A 22,842-nucleotide genomic window follows, 5' to 3' on the forward strand; every position below is an offset into this window, starting at 1 on the left:
CGCCCCAAAAAATAATAAGATACTAATTAATAAATATATTATGCAATTTAAGTTTTCATAATATCAACAAGTTTAATTGGCGACAACGTAGATGGCATCCATCCTGATTTGTACCAACTAAATAGTCCACAACAATCAGCTTTAATTTCACAACTATTACATACATCATCATAGGTATTTTTCCAATCAGAAATACTTTTTGCTGCATATTGCCATAAGCTTTGCGGCAAACAGCATAGCGGAATATTCATTAAAATTAACCGAGTTTTAGTACTTAGCAATAAATCCACTGCCGCATTTAGTTGATCCCACCAGTCCTTAATATCAACTTGGCTAAGTTCCTTATTCGCAAGTGCAAAACCAATAGGTTCACATCCAATCAGAGCGACCTCATTCACAAATGGAAGATTGGTTCGTATATAGGTACAAAGATCAATTAAGTTCTCCAATACAGGCTTAACTAAAACAATTCTTAATTGTATCGGTTGTTCGTAATGCTGGAGGACATATAGACCTTCTAGTGTTTCTTCAAAAGCCGAATGTTGCTGCACGACAAAGTCATGTAAAAGATCTGCGTGACCATATAATGGGATAAGCCAATTCACTTTTGTTTCAAGATTAGATAACACTGATTTAGCTATCTTAGGATTACTCAACAAGCGACCATTCGTTAATACATCAATCTTGGTTGTAGGAAATTTATTATGAATGGTATCGATGATTAACCTTAACTGAGTATCTAGTAGTAATGGCTCGCCACCCGTTAAACCAATATTCATCGGTTCATAGCTGAGATGATCAATAATTTCTAATGCTTGTTGTACTAACCATGAATCATCATGCTTAGTAGGTGGCTGAGAGCACATGATGCAATAGTTATTACATCTGTTAGTTAAAAACAAAGTATGGTGAGTATCACTTGCTCTCAAAAGTACGCTTAGGTTCTTTTTATATGGATCAATAGCAACCACGTCATTTGATTCTAGTGCTTGTTGTTCTGGAATAAAGAGATTATTTGCACCAACCCTTTCGAGCAAGTCTGGGCTATAAATTGAATAAAGATTATCTAGCCCAGCCTGAATATATCGATCAAAGATTTCAACTTCCTGGATATTAGTAACTGGCACTAAAATAGATTGATTAGGCAACCACTCTACATCTAACTTATCCAGATTAAGTACCCTAAAGATTTGTGGGGTATGTTTTGTGACTGAGTCTAACTTTATTTTTCTCATCTTATCTACTTACTAAAGGCCCACTGGTTTGCTAACTTTCTAAACTTGTCAGAATTTTGGTACTTGTTAAATATCAAATCGAACAAACCCATGTAACGCTTACAATGACTGGTTAAATGTGTAGGGGGTGTCATTGTTTTAAACTCGTTATAAGCACTGATTGGATCAGGCCCACAATACTGTAGATAAGCACATTGACTACAACTAGGATCATTAAAATTCAAACTCGAATTAATGATATTTCTTTGTAGATCAGAGCTTAACAATTGAGATAAAGGTTCACCAATTTTACCTAAGCGTAAAGAAGTGTCCCCTGTTTCTTTTAGCATACGAGATTCATCACTAGGGTATACGTATCCATCATAGTTATAGACAATACACCCTAATCCAGCGCCGGATGGACTTTGGAGATCAATATAGCCTTGATCAAATGGAGAAAGGATTTTGTTTAATAAAATTGCTGAATGAACTTCTATTAGTTCATATCCTCTATCATTCCAATGAATGACACGTTCCAATGCTTTCTCATAAAAATCTAAGAACTCAGCGTGAGTTGGGGCAAGTCGCTTTGAGTTCTTCTTAGCAAATCCATAATCACTCAAACCACGAATAAAAATATCCTTAAATCCTAATTGAACATATGCATCTACAATCTCACTAGGATAATTCAAGCTTTTACGTGTAGTCGTCATTAATGCAGAAACTGAGTCTTGGCCTAATTCTTGACGTGCTAGTTCTAAGCCTTCAATAGTTCTTTCATAAGCATCTCGATTAGCAATCGGTCTATTCTTATTATGTAAGCCTTCAAGACCATCAATACTTGTAGACAATACAACTTGATGTTCTTTGAAAAATAAACACATTTCAGAGGTTAACTGGTGCAATGTTGTAGTTACCACAAAACGAATAGATCTATTGTGCTCTTTATTTTTTTCAGTAATGTATTCAATAGCAAGTTGTACTAAATCATATTTGATTAGAGGATCTCCCCCTTGGAACTCAACTGTTAAAGTATCTGATGTACTTTCAAAGATAGTATCGCAGGCCAAGAGTAAATCTTTTCTAGAAATAGTGAACTCATCTCCTGCTTGTTGGCGACTGACTTGGCAGTAAGAACATGAGTGCATACATTGAATCGTCACAACAATAATATGAAGCGAAGTTCCTTCTAGAATTGTTGATTTTTTTGCATGTAACCTTGAAGTTAAAGCTCGCTTTGAACCAATAGCATTTTGACTCATCAGAAAAAATTTGGATTTCAATTTGAGATAGATATCCATATCTAATGATTCATCTTTAGCAATAATTTTTTTTAAATTATCCTGAGAAATAAACTCAAAATCACCCGTAACACTTGTTATGAGATAATTATCATCTGCCATTCGTTTAAAGTTAAATGGCATTAATTCCACATTTTTAAAAATCATTTTATTTACTTATACTTGCTAAAATAATTGCATCAACAAAAGACTTCTGTTGAGGACTAACTTGCTTATTTAACTCTTTACGTAATTTAAAATCATTTAAGAAATTAAGAATTAAATTTTTTTGATACGAATCTTCAACTTTAAAACAGAAATACTGAGAATCTAATCGTTCTACCTCGTATGTAATTGGGCAGAATCTCAATGCCTGTATGATTTCATCTAATGACATCTCAACATGAATATCAAAACCAAACTGAATTAATTTTTGACTCATTTCTCCCCCCAAGAATGATAATTTTTATCTAATTTTCTAATAATACCTTATGTATTTGTATTTTGATGCAAAGTATAAAGAACATTTCATTATTGTGTAAGTAAGGTCCGAATCAAAACCTGTTTTTTACGTAATGACAGCTTATGTGTCGCGAAATCCTAATAATGACAGCTTATGTGTCGCAAAAGTTGTCATTAAGTTTCACTGATGATGCTTAAGTATATGATTTTCTATTCGATCCAATGACAACTTATGTGTCGCATGACGAGCCGTCATGCGACACAAGGTTTGTCAAAAATGACACATTGTTTGTCATAAGACGACGCATTGTTTGTCATAAAAAACCGCCATTAATGGCGGTTTTTTTTATTCTAAAATAGAAATTAAATTTATGAGATACAAAACCATCTTTATAAACTATGAAGATGGAATTTACTCCTATGATGATCAGTTAACATATCATTTGAAAACCAGCTTGGAAGATCGTTCACTAAACTCCCTTCAAGCGGTAAGTGAGGATAAAAATTTTCTACAATAAAAGCCATAAATTTTCTTAAACAGAGTGGCCCTTTTACTGGAATTCGCCAATCTTCTATACTAATATGGCTTTGTTGCATAAACATTCAAAAGCTGAGTTTTCCCCAATCCATTCAAATTTAAGTGACAACTTGGGTGTCAGGTCTACCTAATTCCGTAAATCTATTCAGAACTGCCACACGCGCATGAATTTCATTGACCTGACTTTGAAAATGTCTTGCCGTCAGCTTATCTCCTAATAATTTGATGCAATGCATCTTGATTTTATAAAAAACTAAAGGAAACCACTTCGGGGTTTCCTTTAGTTAAGTAATTGATTTAATTATCATTTACAATTTAGAATTTAGAATTTTTACAAGCATTAACCTAAATAATATTTTTAAATATCATCAAGAGTTTTTGGTTTTTCTGACGAACTTGTTGGGACTTTAAATTCGATACCCGCTTTTTTAAACAGTTTCGGGTATTCCACCAAAGCCATAGTTGAATTTTTAGCAATACCTGTGATATCACCAACCATACTTTTAGCATCAACTAAAGACATTCCAGTATTGGTTAGACTGTTTGGATTTGCAATTAAACTAGTGCTCACCTTTTTAGCTCCTACAGCTAATTCGCGAGCAGTTAGGCTTGCAATGGCAAAATTAGTTGCAGAGTTCAATAAATGTTTTTTCTGCTCAGCATTCAGTGCCGAAAGTTTAGCTACAGTTGCTTCCTCATCTTTTTGTGAAGCTTCTAAAACAGTATCTGATAATGCAACAATCTGTTTTTGGATTGCTTCTTTTTCTTTCAAATCAGAAGTTGTTTTCAAACTTTTCTGTTTTGCTTTTAATTCATCTGAATCCTGCTTACTTGCAAGCAATGAAGCTAAAGCCGTACGACTCTGAATAAACATTGCATTTGTTGCTTTAGCCTGCGTGAAAAAACCATTGAGGTCCATATTTGAAGAAGATACGCCAGTTACAGATTCAGATAATGATGACGAAAGATTACTCAACGACCCAAAACCTGCATAGACACCTGATGCACTTATTGAAGCACTTGCTGCTAAAACAATCGCAATTTTTTTCATACCCTGTTACCCCTATTGTGAAGAATCGGCTTTTTGCACGATTTGATTTAAAATTTTTGGTAAAGCCTCAAACATCTGAATGTTATACATTTCATGACGATGCTGATAATCAATACCCTTCAATCCAATTTCTTGTTGCAAACCATAAGCCCCTATTTTCTCAGCCTTTTGGTTAAATCTACGCGCCCCACTAGCCATAACTAATGTGGCATCACAATTACTTTTGTCAGCATTACATCTAATACTGTCTTGTTTCACTTCGAGCTTAAGCACTGGCTGTAAACATTCATCTGTTGGAATATGAAAGTTAACTTTCATATCTTTTTTAAAACCTGCATTTTCAGTCATAGCAATCACTGAGTCTTTTAATAAAGTCTGTCCTTTAAAGCCTGAACCTGTCGCATAGAATGGTCGTTTCGATTGACTAGTAAAAGCGTGATAAATCAATGGACCAAAACCATAAAATGGAATTTCACCAATTTGCTCAGTATGCAGCCCTAAACATAAAACACGAGATTGCTTTGAATCTCCCACTGGGGCAGAACTATCAAGCAAAACAGTGTCTCCAGAACGCACAGGTAAACGATCACTGCTGCTAACTGGAAAATCTAATTGTGCATTAACTTTCGTGCCTTGACGCTCTAAAACGGTCGCTTCCCATGTTGGAATTAAAATATTACGTCCTGCTGCTTTATCTGAATGATAAACATGGACTTTCATTCCTGTACTTAAGCGCTCGCCAGCATCATCAATAACGATGTTCTGACCACTTGATCCAGAGACTTTTAAATCAGAACGAGTAAATTGAATCCCTTTTTGAAATTGTTGGCCTAATTTCAAAAGTGCATTTTTCAATACAACTTCTTTACGAGCCTCGAGAGAAAATCCCATTCCATCTGAAATCACATCTTTGATATCATCGGTCGCATGCGCGGAGTAAATTACCCGGCCAGAACGATCAATCATTTCAGCAAAGACTTCACTATGAAAAACCTGTTGCTGAGTTATTTTTCCAATTTGTTGCTGATAAGCAATTACAGGGATGACATTTATTCGAATGAAAAATTCAGGTAATTCACGTTGGTTAATGTCTTCACTTTGCGCTAATCCAGTTTGCTCACTAATACTTTGTGTCATCGCACTATAACGTCGATTGACTGGTGTTAAAGTAAATGAGGCTTGCTCACCCACTGCATCAGAAAAAATTTGTTCTATTAAGTCTTTCGATTCGCCTTGATAAGTCAGCACATCGACCACTAAAGCTTTGGGCTTATTCATAGCCTGTCGTGTATTGGTTGAAACTTTACTAAAGTGCTTACTACTGTTCTGCATCAAGACTGGTACAGCCACAGCATAATCACTGTCAGCATGCACAACACGAATCAAATCACCATCTGCTGAGCTGAGTTCAGCTTGTGCAGCAATTCCTTGCTTAAAGCCTTTATCTAAAACAAAATAGGATTTCCACTGATCAATCACTTGAGTTCCTGTTTCAGAAACTTTAAGTTTTGATTTTAATTCTTGAGTCACTTGCTGCGTTAGCATCAACAAAGTACTTTGAAATTTCTGCTTAATTGCTGTTTTGGTTACGCTAGAATCAATCTCTGTAGCAAGTACTTGAATTGGTTGTGACAAGGTCTTACTGTCACTATATATAACCTCTCCAGATAACACATTGGTGAGTTTTAGACTTAAGGTCACTGGAAGAAAAATTTCGGCAGTCGAATCCTTCTTCACAATGTATTCACTTGCGCGTAAAACTTCTAGTGATGCAATATAAGTGCGGTTTTTCGTTTTTTGTGAAATAGTATCGACTATCTGTTCATCAAAACCTTCCTTTAAACTTTGTACAAAAAGTTGCTCAACTTGTTTACGAATGCTTTCATTGTCAATCGCTTGACTGAAGTCACATACAATTGAAGACCCATTCGCTTCGTATTTGCTAGGATCATTACGACAAGGTTGCTCTAGCCCAAAAATTCCTTTCGATGGGTAAATTTGAATATTCGCATTTGCCCATGCCGAAACAAGCATCGGCATAGCTAAACATAAAGCTTTTAACTTTATTTGCATTGTGTACCACCAATACAAAGCGTAATCGTATTGCCAGCTTGTAAACGCTCAGCACTTGATAGAGTTGGATTTACTTTACGTAGTGCTTTAGCCAATTCTGCACTAACAGGTTTCTCACTCTTATAAGTCATGGTCATTTCGACCAATTTTCCATCCTGAGTGCGAATATCAATATTTTCTGCACCATCCATTTCATCTAAGGCAATGTATAAATCGTCCCCTAAACGAGAAGAAACATTGCCAGAAACACTTTTCACAAAAATGGTAATTTCTTTACCATACATAGTGCGATTTTTTGCATAACCCAGAATCTGTGGTCCTACTTGGCTAACGGCCAATTCGCCAAGTTTCTTAGCAACATTCGTACGACAAGAATCTGTAGTCGCACCTGTCGAAGATTCTGTACGAGTTTCACCACCCATCAAAGTTGAATCATCGACTGAATAAATTTTGAAGCTAACGGCACCATCACAGACAAATTGCCCAGTAGCACTCGAACGACCACGATCATAAATATAAGAGCTACCCGCCATAAACCAATCTGCTTTTTCTTTTCGTGCAGCGATTACGAGTTTATTCAACTCTGTATCACTCATCAGTTGCTGAATCGACATACTCCGACCATTCAAATACTGACTTCTAAAACGGTCAGAATCGAGCAACCGCAAATCATAACGTGAAGCAGAACTCGCAATTGAATTTAAGGTTTGATTATCACGCTCAGCTTTAGTACTTGGAGTCTGATATTCCACATATTTCACAAAGCTTTGGATATCATTTTGTCGTTCGGATTGACTGTATTTAGCTGATTCACTAGCGTTGTAGCTACTTGAAGAAGCTGATTTACCTGAATTATTATGGCTTGCTGAACGAGCGGAAACACCAACACCCGCCCCATAGTAATTATCATAAGCATAACCAGATGCAGCAGCTGAACGTCCTTTTGAAGAATAAGAATCTGAAGCACTGGCTTTGGCACTTTCGCTAGCTTTGTAACTCGCATCTTCATCATAGCTATAACTACGATCAGAAAAATATGATGTGAACTCTTTAACAGGTTTTGAGTTATCTTTTGGTACCCCAAAATATTCATCCATTACAATCATAATTGGACTCGTTCGGCTACTTTTCTTCGCCAGCCCTAAATCATTGAGAATTGAACGAAATTCTTGATCATCCACTTCTAGACTAACTTGGGTAACTAACTCATTGTTACTATTAGTACTACTCCCTCGATTCAACACATAACTGCTATCAATTTGTTTTACAATATCATCCAAATATTGATTCGCATCGTTCATAGCTTGAGGGCCATTAATACGTTTAATCAAAGTAATCACTGCATCCTTTTTTGCATTATTGAATGCTTGATTACGTGTACTATTTAGGTCTTTTTTAACGATAGGTGCACTACCTTCCCCATTCGCTTTAACGATTTCAGCAGTACTAACTTGAACAATACCCAAGCACAATAGTGTCAATATAGCCTTTTTCATAATTCCCCTCATCGTTAAAGCTTCAAGCTAGAACTATAATTTCTTTATTAGATTTAAAGTGATATTTCACATATACAAAAAACAAACAGATAATAAACAAAAAAGAACCTTAACTCCATTAAAAAATTCGACTTTTTTAATTATTACAAAAAAGCCAACGCATTTTTTTCTGCATCAAAAAACGGTAGGCTATGAGTAAATGACTTTAACTAATCGAAATTAACTTTTGAAAAATTTCAAATAAATTCAACTTTTTTGTGCTGATAGTGCAGGCATTTCTTTGTAAGAAAAAAATTTATCCCAATACTGATCTTAGGCGCAATCATTGATTCAATCTAAGGAAAGCTTTCATGTGAAATGTTGTTAGATGAAAGTAAGACGCTTGCGTAGAAGATGCTCACATCCATGTCAATTTTTTAGCTAAAATTGATATAAACACAGTAAATAAAATAAATACTGAATTTGAAAAGATTGCAGATTTCAGAAGTAATAGGATTTATTTAATATAATATTTCACTTATAAAGTTCAGTATTATATTAAATCCTGCTCGTGGATTTTAGGAATCCTCGATATTAAAAGGTAAAGATTATTTACGATTTTTTATTCTATTGGTAACAATATGCCTTGAATCTTTAGGCTGATATCTTTTAAGTAAAGACTTCATATAAATTAAACTGAGCTATCTGAGATGGTGGCAGATGAACTGGCACCTTACTCATTAATAAATTTAATTTTTATAATTGCTTTGACCCAATTATTACCTCTATTAAAACCCGACATAAAACTTCTCAATCAACTGTCTCGTTTTCGCCAGCAAATTGGTCAAGACATTATCTCGCTCAAACAACTTCACCTTAAAGTTAGGTAATTCCTTCATTTCTTCTTTACGTGGCAAGCGTTGATTAAACTCATAATTATCCAAGACCCGCTTCATCGCTTCAGGTTTTAGATTTTCTTGCTCACAGAAATGCTGGTAAGCCTGTTCTTTTTGTACATCCCAGAACTGAGCAAACGCCGTTTGTACACTTTGCCCATTAATCATTTTTGGCATGTTTTCTTCAATGAACTTTTGAATCAAATCTTGCTTATCATGCAAACTAATATCACTGCCTATAAGATCGTGTACCTGTGCTTCGTATTTCTGACGCTGCTCATCCGTTTCAGCATTCACCACCATCTGTAATAGTGTCAGGATATAACCAACATTGATACGATCACTGTGCAGTAAATCTAATTGAAAATCGACATCATCAAGGACCGAGACTTTATCTTTCTTGGTGGTTTTACGAATTTCTCGACATAGGTCTGCATATTTCGAAGCAAAATTAGCAAAGTGCTGTTTATCTAATAACGTCTGGTCTTGATCGTACTCCACAAAGGTTTGCAACTGTGCGTTGTAACGCATGACCTCACGGAAAGCTTTAATAAATTCAAGTTGTTCCTCTTCTGTGACTAAATTATCTACAGTCTGATAATCAGGCGTAATACTGAGGAGCTTTTCAACCGCTTGCTCATAATCTTGTTTGATTTCATCAAAGCTAGGGACGAGTACAGTCTTTCTGGCTTCTTTATTTGAAAATAATGCCAATGCTTCATCTGTAGCACGTTTTAGGTTACGGAAGCTAATAATATTCCCAAATGGTTTTTTATCATTGTAAACACGGTTAGTCCGTGAAAAAGCCTGAATTAGACCATGATATTTAAGGTTCTTATCGACATACAAGGTATTCAAAGGCTTTGAGTCAAAACCTGTAAGGAACATATTTACGACCAGTAAAATATCAATCTGCTTTTTCTTTACCCGATCTGCAATATCACGGTAATAAGCATAGAATCCATCACCAGAGTTATAGTTAGTGCCAAACTGAGCATTATAATTGGCAATATAGCGATCCAATTTATCACGACTAGACTGATTTATTTGGCTCGGAGCATCAGTTGATTCTTCTTGAATCAATCCATTTTGGTCATTGTTCTCAACCGCTTCATTCGAACCATAAGAGAAAATAGTCGCAATGGTGAGAGGTTTAAATAATCGACCTTGCGCCTCATCTTGTTGCTGCTTTTCAGCTTGGACTTTTTCAAATAACTCATAATACTGCGTCAAGGTATCCACTGAACTGACACAGAACATCGCCGTAAACTCACGGTTCTTGGTTTTAGTGTCATGCGTATCAACGATATAACGAGCAATCATTTCTAATCGCTGCGGATTGTCATAAAGCTCTTTGGTATCGATCCCCTCAACATCTTCGTCATAATCAAGGTTATTCTGCATACCTTTAGCAGTATATTTGCCACGATAATCAATTTGGAATTGAAGTACGTTACGGTCTCGAATCGCATCCACAATGACATATTGATGCAAACACTGATTGAACAAATAGTCTGTGGTGAGTTTCAAACCTGCTTTGGACTGACTATTTTCCTCAAAGATCGGTGTTCCCGTGAATCCAAACATCTGCGCATTACTAAAAAACTTTTTAATGTTTTGATGAGTATCACCAAATTGGCTACGATGACATTCATCAAAAATGAACACCACTTTTTTGTCTTTTAGATAATTGATATGTTCTAAATATCGGTCAGTGCTAATAGCGCGATTTAACTTTTGAATGGTGGTCACGATCAGCTTGTCGTGACGTTGATCGAGTTGCTTCACCAAAGTATGCGTGCTGTCTGTGCTATCCACACTCTCGGCTTTAAAAGCATTAAACTCACGTGAGGTTTGTGTGTCGAGGTCATTACGATCTACTACGAACAATACCTTTTCCACATCAGGCATTTTCATGATGAGCTGACTGGCTTTAAATGATGTCAGTGTTTTACCTGAACCTGTGGTATGCCAGATATAGCCATTTTGTTCTGAATTTTGTACATGGGCAATAATCTTTTGCACGGCGTAAATTTGATATGGGTGTAATACCATTAAACTTTTACTGGTTTCCAACATCACCATGTATTGGGTCAGCATATCTGTAAGATGCTTATGATTTAAAAAGGCATCAGTAAAATCAACAATTTCATTGATATGTTTATTGGCAACATCTGCCCACGGAAAGGCAAATTCAATCCCAGTTGTACCATTAGAATAATAGCGAGTATTTGCACCGTTACTAATGACAAAAAGCTGGATAAAACCAAACAGCCCTTGCCCTGCCCAATACGCTTCACGAATATAGCGTTGTGTCTGATTAAAGGCTTCGGCAATTTCCATGCCGCGTTTTTTCAGTTCAATTTGAACTAAAGGCAAACCATTGACCAAGAGCGTGACATCGAAACGACTGGTTCGACCATTAAAATCACGATGATCTACGGTAATTTGATTGGTGACTTGGTAAAAGTTTTTGCTTGGGTCATCTGATAAAAAGAAAATGTGCTTGCTGGAACCATCATCAAATTTGGCAGGAAACTGGTCACGTAAATTTTTAGCTCGTTCAAATACCGTGCCTGTATTAAGAAAGCTAATGACCTGCTTCCATTCAGTTTCTGATAATGGTGCAAGTCCGTTGGCAAGTTCAATTTGTGTTTTAAGATTAGACAGTAGTTGGCGTTCATCCTTGATGGTAACGGTTGCGTACCCTAGCCCTTGCAGTTGTGCAATCAGTTTATTTTCAAGTTGATATTCGCTTTGAATGGTCATACCTCTTGTGCCTCTGTATTTCTCCACACTGTTTCTATTTCTTGTAATACAGTATTAATCTCTATAATTTTGTTTGACACTTCATCAAATTCGAACGGAATCCTTTCCCAACCTAACCACCATTCAGTATTTCTATTTAGAAATTCTTCATAGTTTGAAGTTTGGAGCATATTGACATTCAATATTTCTTTTACTTTTTTAATTAAATTATTGTTGGGTTTGTGCAGAAATAAACAGACAGAACATTGTAAAGGTTGAGTATCAATAAGTAGACTTAGATTTGCTGAACTTTTTACATGTTTCCAGTGACTGTTTGAGAAATCTATAACCTCATACTTTTGTTGATCTATATCCCATGTATATGGCGGCGAACTACATGATTTATAGTTTTCAATACTAGTTTCTAGTTTTATATTTATTCGATTCGCTATTTCTAAAAAAAAATCTTGCTTTAATTGAATTAATTCAGATATTTGCTTGTAGCTATCCTGCACAAAATTCATGGCTTCATTATTCATTTTCTTTTCCCTAAAATGTTCTAAGTGCATTAAAAACTCTCTCGCAAATAACCCCCATTTGTTGTAGGGATTTTTCAATACAGCGTGTGACAAATAGGTTCGAACATGTTCTGCATAGACACTAAAAGATAACCCTTGCCAACCTTGTATTGATGATTTTCCATCAATACAAAATACAACCTTAAATGGCTTTAACTTAGAAAATTTTTCAGCAATGTGAGTTTCATAGTCATCAAAAGGATTGTTTTGCGTGTAATGAATTTTACTCTCAATTAGAAAAACAGCGGTATCAGTTTCTATTAATAAATCAATACGCTTTCCTGAATCAGTGGGCAATTCAGTATAAACATTGTTTACATTACCGTAGTCATCTGCATCGGCATTTAGAGTAAGAGCATTAATTGCATCGGTTAGTCCATCAAAAAATACTGATCCTAAACCATGCTCATTTTCAGGGTTTAGAAAAAAGCTGAGTAATTCTGTGGTTGGGTTTTCATAATGCTTACGAATTGCAGTATCAAAAAAAGTTTTTTCTCGTGGTTGTTGATGGTATTTAACCGCATGTAAAAGTAGATTTTTATAAACTTCTAATTGACCTGTTTCTTGCACAATATTTTCTCTTATTCTTTCAATAATTGCTTAACTAAACTCAAAATATATTCCAAGTCTTCTGTATCACAAACCTTTAATTCACAGTCCCCACTTCCATAATGATCAATGCCTGTAACATTTTTCACTAGATTTTTAGGATCATCAATATCGGTAAATTTTACATTTAACCAAATTTTTATTTGGTTTTTTTGAATTGAAAAGTAAACAAGATTCCTTTTATTTTTTTGGAATGCAATATAAACCTTTTTAATATTCAACTCTAAATCAGGGGAAAGATTTAAAATTGAATTTCTAAATTGCTCATATAACTCTTTAATGTCATCTGTTTTATCTGCTAAATGGTAGTCTTCGTCATATTGCTGAATTTCTTTGGCAATCTTTTTAATATCTCCAGACTCGACTATTTGCACCTGCTTGATTGAAGGTGCTGATTTTGTCTTCTGTAATGGATTGACCGAAACAATTCCACCTTGATAGCGTTTAATTTCCCACAATTCAATACCTAAGTCCTTAAAGTTGGTAGATTGTTTTTGAAAGTCAGTAAAGCTCGGCGAAACGAAGATGATTCGGGTTTGTGACCAATCAACATCTTGACGTTTAAGATGCTGAGATTGGCTCTCGTTATATTCAACAATGAAGTCAGCTTTGTATTCAAGCATAAGATTAAGATAGGAAACCCCTTGATCAATCACGCTATAGTTACGCTCTCGTTTATACTCGATAATCACAAAAGCTTGGCTTTCTGAGTCAAAAGCTAAAGTATCAATACGGTTATTTTTGATGGTAAATTCAGATTTGACGAACTCTAAACCTGTAAAACTATATAAATTACTTTCAAATAACGTTTGAATTTCTTTTTCTAGCCGAAAAGGATCTTCGGTCAATGCCGTTAATGTTTCTGCTTGAGTTTGATAAAGCTGCATTAATTCATCCTCAATTGACATTTGTTTTAACCAATTTCTCATTGTTGAATTGGTTATTAATTATCAAAGTTATATCGTCTTGAATCATTGAGTGCCGCTTTAAAAAAACTTTTCAATTTTTCAATATCTATAGGTATGCCGTCATTATTTTTATGCAACATTGCGTGGCAGTTCGGACAGACTGGAATTAAATCTGTTTCAGGATTAACCTCATAGCTCTCTGCAATTTGATGTAGTGCCTTTTTGTGATGCACATGAATGAAATCACGAGCAAATGTTCCATATGTAAACTCAAAACTCATGGTACATACATAACAACGAGTACCATAAATTTCTATACATTTTGCTCTTGCTTCGGGATTACGTTCATAGCGGTTCACCTGAACTGTTTGTTTTGCCCCTTCAGGAAATGATTTATTTTCTAAATTGGCTTCATCTGGGTAATCCGTTTCAATAATTTCAACAGCAAACTGGCGAGAAATATGATCAAGCAATAATTTAATAGGATCATTTGGCCCTTTACCTCGATCAGTTCTACGCCCTTGTAAGGTATCACTTTTTTTAATGAAACTTTCCTGAAGAAAAAATGTTCTAGATAAGGTATTTTTTTCAACTTTGCATATCTTTTCAAACACTGAAAAGTTTCCAGTATATGAATCTATATCGTCCTTATTCGCCCAATATTTTCTTTGTGCTGTAGGAAAAAAGTTATCCGATTGACCAATGACTTTAAATTTATACATCACTTTCGATATAGGCTGAGTCACATAAATATATACAATATCGTCTATTTGAAACCCTGCATCTTCATTTTTGGAATGGTTACTCCAATAAACTTCTGATAACTCTTCAAAGGCTTTTTCTAAATCAAATTCATCGTAATTAACAGTAACTAACCAATTCGCCATAACAATTCCCCTTACACAAACATCTGCTGCAACAAACCTTTTTCAAATGTTTTAGTTATGCAAATACTTTAACAAAACAGCTTTAATACTGAGCTTCACACTTGACTGCTTTCGCAGGTGTAATATTTTTTGCTGAAACAAGTTGGGTTAAATCAGAACCTTCTGTTTCTTCAACAAATAAGTTGTAATCTTTAATGGTAATGGTTGCCTTACCTTCATACTTGCAAAAGTCTTTTTTGATGGTGTCTGGCAATTTAAATGTTTTCTTTGCTTGCTCAAAATTGCTAAAGCAGAACCATGCTGTTCGTTCATCACCTTTTGGACGAGGAACAAGTGCAGAGGATTTTTGATCTGGTTCAAAGCAAATCCCATCGCCCATATATTCTAAATATTCAGGGTCTAAAGTACGTGAGTATGTTCCTGTTAAAGTCGCGTTCCCTTTATATTGCTTAAAACCAGAACTATCTTTTTGATATTTAAAAGGTTGAGCCTGTACCAACATCGGTAATGCCATAAAAGCAACGAGTATAAGTTTTTTCATGATGATCCTATTTTAAGTTTTATAAAGTATTAAAAAGCAAAGTGAATTATCGCACTTTGCTGATATGAAAATATTAAACAAACATCTGCTGTAACAAGCCTTTTTTCCAATGTTTGGCTTGTTCAATTTGCTGCACCACGACTTCAATTTTTTGGTCAATAGCAAAGAGGAAATTAGCGATTTTGGTTTGTTCATCTACTGAAGCTTTGAAAAGTTTAAATTCAAGTAAATCCTTAACTGTAATATTAGATTGATTTGCATTCCCACGCTGAATAGTTTCAATATGTGTTAAATACTTCACACTCAACAACTGAGAAAAAATAAAATACATCTCTACACTCTCATCAATTGGACGTAACACCAATAAATTTTGGTTTAACAATCCTTCATTATTTTTTTTAATGTAAATAGGACGACCTACTGCAGATTCTATAAGATGAGGTTTTGAGCCTACTGTCGTAATAACAATATCCCCTTTATGAATAGCCCAACTTTTATGATTTAGAGATTCATTTTCATCTAAGTAAATCGCTTCATTATCATATTTAATCGAATCTTTACTTAAATCAGAGACTCTAATTATCCTTATGCCTGTTGCCTTATACGACTCAGACTTAAAAGCATAACCTTTAAAATATTTTGCCAACTTACCTAATGTTGTCTCCTCCCACTCCCCAAACTCACTGCCATCATCCGCTTTAAAACGAATCTGCTGACTAAACAACTTCTGCATCATGCCTTGTCTATATTGGCTGAGTAACTTATGTTTTTGCGTGAGTTGGTTAATTTTTTCATCGACTGCTGAAAGGAAAGTAGCGATTTTGGTTTGTTCGTTTTTAGAATTACTTAATATTACAGGGAAATTCTTCAAAATCTCTGTATTAAGAGAAGGCATTGTTTGACCGACAGCAACACTTCTAATTCGATACTGTGCATCTTCTGTTTTTAAGGCATACATTAAATTTTTAGAATCAATTAACTCATTATTAGGCCTTACTCTTAGAATACGACCTGAAAAAAGCCAACCATTTTCTTTTTCGGTAACAATTGCACATCTATCTACAGAGCCTACACGGCTAAAAGCCAAATCTCCTATTTTTAATAAATATGATTTAAGACGTGTTTTATCTGCATCAGAAACTAATGGTAAATTCTGATTAGTTATTCCTATTTCACCCAAATGTTCAACTGTAATAATTGGGGTTCCAATATCGACATAATCCTCTTGATGTAAAGTTGAGCCAAATGGGCCTGTTTTAATATCAGAGATTTCACCTAGATTTGAACTTAACCAATCCCCATCAAACTCTTTAAATCTTAAATTAGGCGCAGACATTACTTCACCTCCGCAAACGGCGAAGCAATCCCAAGCTCTTTACAGAAATCTGAAATTACGGCATCCGTCTTTTGAGTTTCAACTTCCAAAGCTTGCAAGGCTTGAGCAATCGCATTTAGATCAATCTCATCCTCAGCTTCAAAAGTATCGACATAACGCGGAATATTCAGGTTAAAGTCATTTTCTTTAACTTCTTTTAAAGTTGCTACATGCGCATACTTTTCAATATTCTGACGGTTTTCAAATGCCCCAATAATATTGTCCAAATGCTCAGGCAATAACTTGTTTTGATTTTTCTGCTTCTCAAACTCGTTGCTGGCATCAATAAACAAAATATTGTCTTTATGCTCACGGTTTTTCTTCAGCACTAAAATACAAGTCGGAATAGACGTACCATAGAAAATATTGGCAGGTAAACCAATAATGGTATCAATCACATTGAGCTGTTCAATTAGGTATTGACGAATCATTCCCTCACTCGAGCCACGGAATAAAACACCGTGTGGCAACACAACAGCCATCGTGCCATGCTCATCCAGTTGATGCAGCATGTGCTGAACAAATGCCATATCCGCTTTAGAACTTGGCGCAAGTTTGCCATAAGCAGCAAAACGCTCATCTTGTAAAAATAACGGATCAGCAGACCATTTTGCCGAAAATGGCGGATTGGCAACCACCGCATCAAAACGCTTGTCCAAATGCTGAGGACGAATCAAGGTATCTTCTTGCTTGATGTCGAACTTGGCGAAATGTACATCATGCAAAATCATGTTCATACGTGCCAAGTTGTAAGTGGTACGATTCATCTCCTGACCGTAAATCATATCCACATCTTGCACTTCACGCTTTACACGTAGCAACAACGAACCTGAACCACAAGTCGGATCATAGAGTGAACGTAAACGGGTTTTACCTTGCGTAACGATCTTAGCCAGTAAAGTTGATACCGTTTGTGGCGTATAAAACTCCCCTGCTTTTTTGCCTGCACCTGATGCAAACTCACCAATCAGGTATTCATAGGCATCACCCAATACATCCGATTCAGTATTGGAAATATCAAAATCAATATCATCTAAATGACTGAGTACTTTCGCCACAAGCTCGTTTCGATCACTCGCTGTATTACCCAGCTTAGTCGAATTTAGATCGAGGTCTTCAAACAGATTGGCAAAGTCATCGGCAGAGTCTGAACCAAGCGTACTTTGTTCAATCGCTTTCAGCGTTTCTGCCAAGTCATCCAAAATGAAATCGCCTTTACGACCACGTTCTGCAAGCGTATGGAATAGTTGCTTTGGTGTCAGCGCATAACCCACTTCTTCAATGGCATTTTTTTTGATTTCTTCGATGTATGGCACATGCTCAGCGTTATTCTCATCTAACGCTAAAAAGCCAATGTCTTCGCCATCCAGTAATTCATTGGCAAAGTTGACCGCTTTTTCAGATAAATATTTAAAGAAGATAAACCCAAGAATATAATCACGAAACTCATCTGCACCCATTTTGCCACGTAAAGTATTGGCTATATTCCATAGTTGTTTTTGTAGCTGTTGCAGTTGTACTTGGGTCATTGTTATTGAAGTCCGAAGAGAAGAATGAAACGTGAATAGTTTACCGAAATTTAATTATTTTTCAGCAAAAAACAGAGAGTGAAAGACACAAACTGTCGCAATTAAATTTAATCACTACAACGCTTTTATTTTTATATTTCGACTGCCATCATTTGATATAAGCCAAATCTGATATACTGATTAAACTTTTTTGACTTAAGAAGCTTAAACATGCTTAAGACAATTGAACAGAAAAAAATATATTCAAGCAACACGCTTACAAAATTATAGAGCTAACCTAAAACTTGAAGGCCTTTCTCCTTCAGCAACCACTGCAACTTTAAGCAAAGATCAAATCCTACAAAAATATAAAAAGCTTTCAAAATCATAATTCATTGATGAATTTCATAAGCAGACCAACCAATACGGTTTTGAGTAATTTTAACTTTCTTCGGGAAAGTTGGATCGTAATACGGTGAGAACTCATCCATCATCTCGTAGATCATTGAACAACCTACACCTACATATTTAATGACTTCTTTAATACTAATCAGTTGATTCATTTGAAAAGTTTCACCAACAAACGCATTCATGACATTTACTCCTGATCATTGATGCGAGCGGATAAGCCACCACCATCGAATCCAGCAGTGCAGATTTCACTTAAATCCAAGATAGATTCAACAAATAGCTTATTTTTGTATGCAGAGAGCATCCAAAAGTCTGCACTAGCCCATCAATCTGCATGCTTATTCATACCAATTTCGACATTTAAATATTTCACCAAGAAAATTTGAACCGAATCATTACCGCTTTGCTTTGCTTATTCGTATTTATTTAGCAGGTATCTAACATGAGTAGAACACCCCAAGTTGGGATTGGCCACAGTCTCCCAATGCTGATTAAGCGATATGCAAAATGAATACATGGAGATAAGAACAGGATAGGAATGGCGAAACTAAATACTACAAATGGTACTTAAGGTGCATTTTTTAATGCCTATAAAATGTGGCGGGTTTTGTGGGGAAGTGCGGCAAAAATGTGGCAATAAAAAAGCCACTTTCACAAGTGGCTGATTTATATAAAGAATTTTGGTGGAGGTGGCGGGAGTTGAACCCGCGTCCGCCAGCACTACGCTCGAGAATACTACATGCTTAGATATCGTCTACTGTTTTAACTCTTTGTGACCCGACGAACAGGGTACAAATCGCGATCCTCTTAATTTAGTACAAAACCCCGAGGCTTGGTTTTATACGGACTTGTGTGCGTGCGCTTCAGTCGGACTCTCTAACCACAAGTATTCAGAGAGGCGGACAAGCTGCCCTTAGGCAGCTAGAGCGTATGATTCGTCGTTTGCGACTAAAAAATGCAAATTTGATTTACGAGAGAAAATGCGCTCTCGACATGCATCTATGAGTTTCATCACCAGCGTCGAAGCCAGAAACACCCCCAAAGTAGCGTCAATCATAGCATAGTTGCCAGAAAATACGATCTATTTTCTAAACAAACACACATATTGATGCGCTTAATTACATAATTGCGTTAATATTTTGGTTTTCAAGTCCAACAATAAAATAATTTATGAGCTACTTACTTGCACTCGACCAAGGAACCACTTCGAGTCGTGCCATTATTTTCAATGAACAAGGTCAAGTTCAGGCAACGGCACAACGCGAAACACGCATACACACCCCTCAATCTGGCTGGGTTGAACAAGATGCCCAAGAGATTTGGAGCTCACAAATTGCCGTTGTACAGCAAGCACTCGCCTCGGCTCGCATCCTTGCCAAAGACATTCAAGCCATTGGTCTCACCAACCAAAGAGAAACGACTGTCGTATGGGATAAACGCACAGGGCAACCACTTGCACCTGCCATTATTTGGCAAGATCGTCGTGCTTTTGAATGGTGCAACCAACTCCTTCAGCAAAACATGAGCCACAAAATTCAATCCAAAACAGGGCTTCGAATTGATCCTTATTTTAGTGCTGGAAAATTGGTATGGTTACTTGAACATGTCAACGGTCTCCGTAAATTGGCGACAGAAGGTCATGTAGCTTTTGGTACCATTGACAGTTGGCTCATTTGGAACCTGACTCAAGGCGCAAATCACGTCATCGAAGTTAGTAATGCATCTCGTACCATGCTGATGAATTTGAGTACCCAGCAGTGGGATGAAGAGCTATTAGAACTCTTTAATATTCCATCTACACTACTTCCTCAAATTATCAATTCAGATACCTATGTGGCCGATACTGCAACAGGACTACTTGGAGCCAATATTCCAATTACAGGGATTTTAGGTGACCAACAGTCTGCGCTGTTTGGCCAGTCTTGCTTTGAAAGTGGTACAGCTAAAAATACCTATGGCACGGGTTGTTTTATGTTGTTCAATACGGGGGACACCGTTCAGTACAGTAAAAATAAACTGCTTTCTACACTTGGCTGGAAAACGCAAAATCAAACTACTTATGCCTTAGAAGGTAGCGTATTTATGGCAGGAGCAATTGTGCAGTGGCTACGAGATAATTTAGGCATTATTCAAAAAAGTGGCGATGTCGAAAAGCTGGCTTGTACAGTTAAGGATACCGATGGTGTTATCCTTGTCCCTGCTTTTACTGGACTTGGTGCGCCACATTGGGACAGTGAAGCTCGTGCATTACTATGTGGAATGTCACGTGGAACCAACAAAGCCCATATTGCACGTGCAGCTTTAGAATCTATTGCCTTCCAAGTCTCAGATGTACTGACCGCCATGCAAGCTGATATTCAGCAACCACTCAAAGAATTACGTGTCGATGGCGGTGCGAGTCAAAATGATATGCTTATGCAGTTTCAGGCAGACATTTTAAATGTGCCTGTTTTACGCCCTAAAATGCAAGAATCTACAGCATGGGGAGCTGCTGCCATGGCAGGTTTAAGGTCTGGTATCTTTTCTAACTTAGATGAAATTGCACAGTCTTGGCAACTTGAGCGTGCATTTGAACCTCAAATGAGCACAGATCAACGTGATTTTCACTTACAGCAATGGCAGTCTGCATTAGAACGTGCAAAGTCTGAAATTTAATTCCTAATTCTATCGAATAAAATCTAGGGTTGAAAAAGAATATGCCAGTCAGTTAAGGAACTGACTGGCATGTTCTTTTTTAAGTGATTTTTTATGGTCTTAGTGTGCATGCCCTCCACCACCGGCACCCAATTTAGGTTTAGGGCAAAGCCAAATAATGGCAGCAGCGAAAAGAAATACTAATGCTAAGATCAGAAAAATATAGTTTGCGGATAAGGTTAATGCTTCTTTATCGACTAGACTGGAAATATAAGCTAAAGCACTCTCCGAACTCATCCCCTGCTGTATTAACAGGGATTGGGTCTGGTCTGTATGTAAACTACCTACCATTTCACTACGTGCAACTTTAGTGTGGTCATCCCAAATGGTAACGGCAACTGATGCCCCAATTGCCCCTGCCATAGTTCTTAAAAAGTTCATTAAACCTGCGGCAGATGCCATTTCATGTGGCAACACAGACGATAATGCCATATTCGACAGTGGAATAAAGAAGAAAGGCACAGCAAAACCTTGCAAGATTTGTGGTAATGCCAATGCGAAAAAGTCTGCATCTGTGGTCCAGAATGAACGCATCAGCGTCACCCCACCCAAAATACTCAAACCAAAACTCGCCAGTGCGCGTTGGTCATATTTGGTTGCTAGCTTTGCCACAACCGGCGACATGGTTAAACTACCAAACCCCATAGTTGCAGTTAAATAACCTGCCCAAGTTGCGGTATAACCCAAATTGATCTGTAGCCACTGTGGAATCAGCACAATACTACCGAAAAAAGCACCAAAACCAAAGGCCAATGCTAAAACAGAAATAGTAAAACTACGGTATCTAAAGATTTGGATATTCACCACTGGATGTCGTTCGGTCAGCTCCCAAATGGTAAAGATCACCAGACCAATCACAGCGGTTAAAGCCAATACCACAATCACAGGGCTATTGAACCAGTCACGTTCATGCCCCAGATCGAGCATGAGTTGTAATGCCCCAATCCAAAGCACCAATAGCAATAAGCCCCCCATATCAATTTTCAGTTTTGCTGTTGCTGTTTCTGCTGGTTTTAATAAACGCATTGCTGCAAATGCACAGAAAATACCGACTGGAATATTGATAAAGAAAATCCAATGCCATGACATGTTGTCACTGATGGTTCCGCCTAAAATTGGACCCAGAATTGGACCAACCACAGTCGTCATTGCCCACATACCCATCGCTTGAGATTGTTTCTCAGGAGGGAAAATTCGCATCAGCAACATCTGACTAAGTGGCATGATCGGACCACCAAATAGACCTTGACCGATTCGGCAAAAAACCAACATTTCTAAACTGGTTGATAAACCACACAGTACTGAAAATACCGTGAAGCCTATTAGGCTTAAAATGAAAATTTTGACCCCACCGAAACGACCTGCAAGCCATCCCGTTAAAGGAACGCATATTGCCTCAGCCACAGCATAGGAGGTGATCACCCATGTCCCTTGCGAACTCGATACAGCAAGGCTTCCCGTAATATGAGGCACAGAGACATTGGCAATCGTCATATCTAGCACGACCATAAAGTTGGCCAAAGCAAGAACAAAGGCTGCCAGCATGAGGCGACCACCTTTTAAGTCGCCATAGGGAACGTAGCTATTCATAAGC

15 protein-coding genes, 1 other RNA gene and 4 pseudogenes are annotated in these 22,842 nt (G+C 36.8%); 2 read left to right on the top strand and 18 right to left on the bottom strand.

What is annotated here, in order from left to right:
- Positions 1–47: 47 nt before the first annotated feature.
- The 15 genes and pseudogenes from hxsC to B9T36_RS03660 form a co-directional block, all read right to left on the bottom strand.
- Complete coding sequence (hxsC, locus tag B9T36_RS03600) at positions 48–1,235, bottom strand: His-Xaa-Ser system radical SAM maturase HxsC (RefSeq protein WP_086208171.1); 1,188 nt, start codon at positions 1,233–1,235, stop codon at positions 48–50.
- Between the two features lie 5 nt (positions 1,236–1,240).
- Entirely contained in the window at positions 1,241–2,662 is a 1,422-nt protein-coding gene (gene hxsB, locus B9T36_RS03605; protein WP_086208172.1) for a His-Xaa-Ser system radical SAM maturase HxsB, read from the bottom strand.
- Between the two features lies 1 nt (position 2,663).
- Positions 2,664–2,936, bottom strand: coding sequence for a hypothetical protein (locus tag B9T36_RS03610; RefSeq protein WP_086208173.1), 273 nt, complete (start codon positions 2,934–2,936; stop codon positions 2,664–2,666).
- 656 nt (positions 2,937–3,592) lie between these two features.
- Positions 3,593–3,733: pseudogene (locus tag B9T36_RS18940) on the bottom strand (IS5/IS1182 family transposase); the annotation flags it as partial.
- A gap of 119 nt (positions 3,734–3,852) precedes the next feature.
- Positions 3,853–4,545, bottom strand: coding sequence for a hypothetical protein (locus B9T36_RS03615; protein ID WP_086208174.1), 693 nt, complete (start codon positions 4,543–4,545; stop codon positions 3,853–3,855).
- Between the two features lie 12 nt (positions 4,546–4,557).
- Positions 4,558–6,618, bottom strand: a complete 2,061-nt coding sequence (locus B9T36_RS03620) for a hypothetical protein (RefSeq protein ID WP_228146961.1) — start codon at positions 6,616–6,618, stop codon at positions 4,558–4,560.
- Positions 6,609–8,114, bottom strand: coding sequence for a hypothetical protein (locus B9T36_RS03625; protein ID WP_086208175.1), 1,506 nt, complete (start codon positions 8,112–8,114; stop codon positions 6,609–6,611). The genes B9T36_RS03620 and B9T36_RS03625 overlap by 10 nt, the downstream gene beginning before the upstream one ends.
- Before the next feature lie 767 nt (positions 8,115–8,881).
- Entirely contained in the window at positions 8,882–11,758 is a 2,877-nt protein-coding gene (locus tag B9T36_RS03630; protein WP_086208176.1) for a type I restriction endonuclease subunit R, read from the bottom strand.
- Positions 11,755–12,885: a PD-(D/E)XK nuclease family protein gene (locus B9T36_RS03635; protein WP_171264394.1), complete on the bottom strand. Its 1,131-nt coding sequence runs from the start codon at positions 12,883–12,885 to the stop codon at positions 11,755–11,757. The genes B9T36_RS03630 and B9T36_RS03635 overlap by 4 nt, the downstream gene beginning before the upstream one ends.
- Positions 12,886–12,896: 11 nt before the next feature.
- Positions 12,897–13,811, bottom strand: coding sequence for a DUF5655 domain-containing protein (locus B9T36_RS03640; protein WP_086208261.1), 915 nt, complete (start codon positions 13,809–13,811; stop codon positions 12,897–12,899).
- Positions 13,812–13,867: 56 nt separating this feature from the next.
- A complete protein-coding gene (locus tag B9T36_RS03645) occupies positions 13,868–14,719 on the bottom strand; it encodes an HNH endonuclease (RefSeq protein WP_086208178.1) in 852 nt (283 codons plus the stop codon).
- 82 nt (positions 14,720–14,801) lie between these two features.
- On the bottom strand, positions 14,802–15,260 hold the full coding sequence (locus B9T36_RS03650) for a hypothetical protein (protein WP_086208179.1): 459 nt from the start codon (positions 15,258–15,260) through the stop codon (positions 14,802–14,804).
- Positions 15,261–15,333: 73 nt separating this feature from the next.
- Positions 15,334–16,095 (bottom strand): annotated as a pseudogene (locus B9T36_RS19355) (restriction endonuclease subunit S); the annotation flags it as partial.
- A pseudogene (locus B9T36_RS19360) lies at positions 16,087–16,596 on the bottom strand (restriction endonuclease subunit S); the annotation flags it as partial. The pseudogenes B9T36_RS19355 and B9T36_RS19360, both read right to left, overlap by 9 nt.
- Complete coding sequence (locus B9T36_RS03660; protein ID WP_086208181.1) at positions 16,596–18,164, bottom strand: type I restriction-modification system subunit M; 1,569 nt, start codon at positions 18,162–18,164, stop codon at positions 16,596–16,598. The pseudogene B9T36_RS19360 and the gene B9T36_RS03660, both read right to left, overlap by 1 nt.
- 210 nt (positions 18,165–18,374) lie before the next feature.
- Between B9T36_RS03660 and B9T36_RS19210 the strand changes: the two are divergent.
- Positions 18,375–18,534: pseudogene (locus tag B9T36_RS19210) on the top strand (YhfG family protein).
- 1 nt (position 18,535) lies between these two features.
- Here B9T36_RS19210 and B9T36_RS03670 read toward each other — a convergent pair.
- Together B9T36_RS03670 and ssrA are read right to left on the bottom strand one after the other, a co-directional pair.
- A complete protein-coding gene (locus B9T36_RS03670; RefSeq protein WP_086208183.1) occupies positions 18,536–18,736 on the bottom strand; it encodes a helix-turn-helix transcriptional regulator in 201 nt (66 codons plus the stop codon).
- A gap of 499 nt (positions 18,737–19,235) precedes the next feature.
- Positions 19,236–19,594, bottom strand: a transfer-messenger RNA (tmRNA) gene (ssrA, locus tag B9T36_RS03680).
- A gap of 130 nt (positions 19,595–19,724) precedes the next feature.
- Here ssrA and glpK point away from each other — a divergent pair.
- Positions 19,725–21,209: a glycerol kinase GlpK gene (glpK, locus tag B9T36_RS03685; protein WP_086208184.1), complete on the top strand. Its 1,485-nt coding sequence runs from the start codon at positions 19,725–19,727 to the stop codon at positions 21,207–21,209.
- A 99-nt stretch (positions 21,210–21,308) separates the two neighbouring features.
- On the opposite strand, the gene B9T36_RS03690 is transcribed toward glpK, so the two are convergent.
- Entirely contained in the window at positions 21,309–22,838 is a 1,530-nt protein-coding gene (locus B9T36_RS03690) for a DHA2 family efflux MFS transporter permease subunit (protein WP_086208185.1), read from the bottom strand.
- Between the last annotated feature and the right edge of the window lie 4 nt (positions 22,839–22,842).

The sequence above is a fragment of the Acinetobacter sp. ANC 4204 genome, assembly GCF_002135205.1.
Lineage (GTDB): Bacteria > Pseudomonadota > Gammaproteobacteria > Pseudomonadales > Moraxellaceae > Acinetobacter.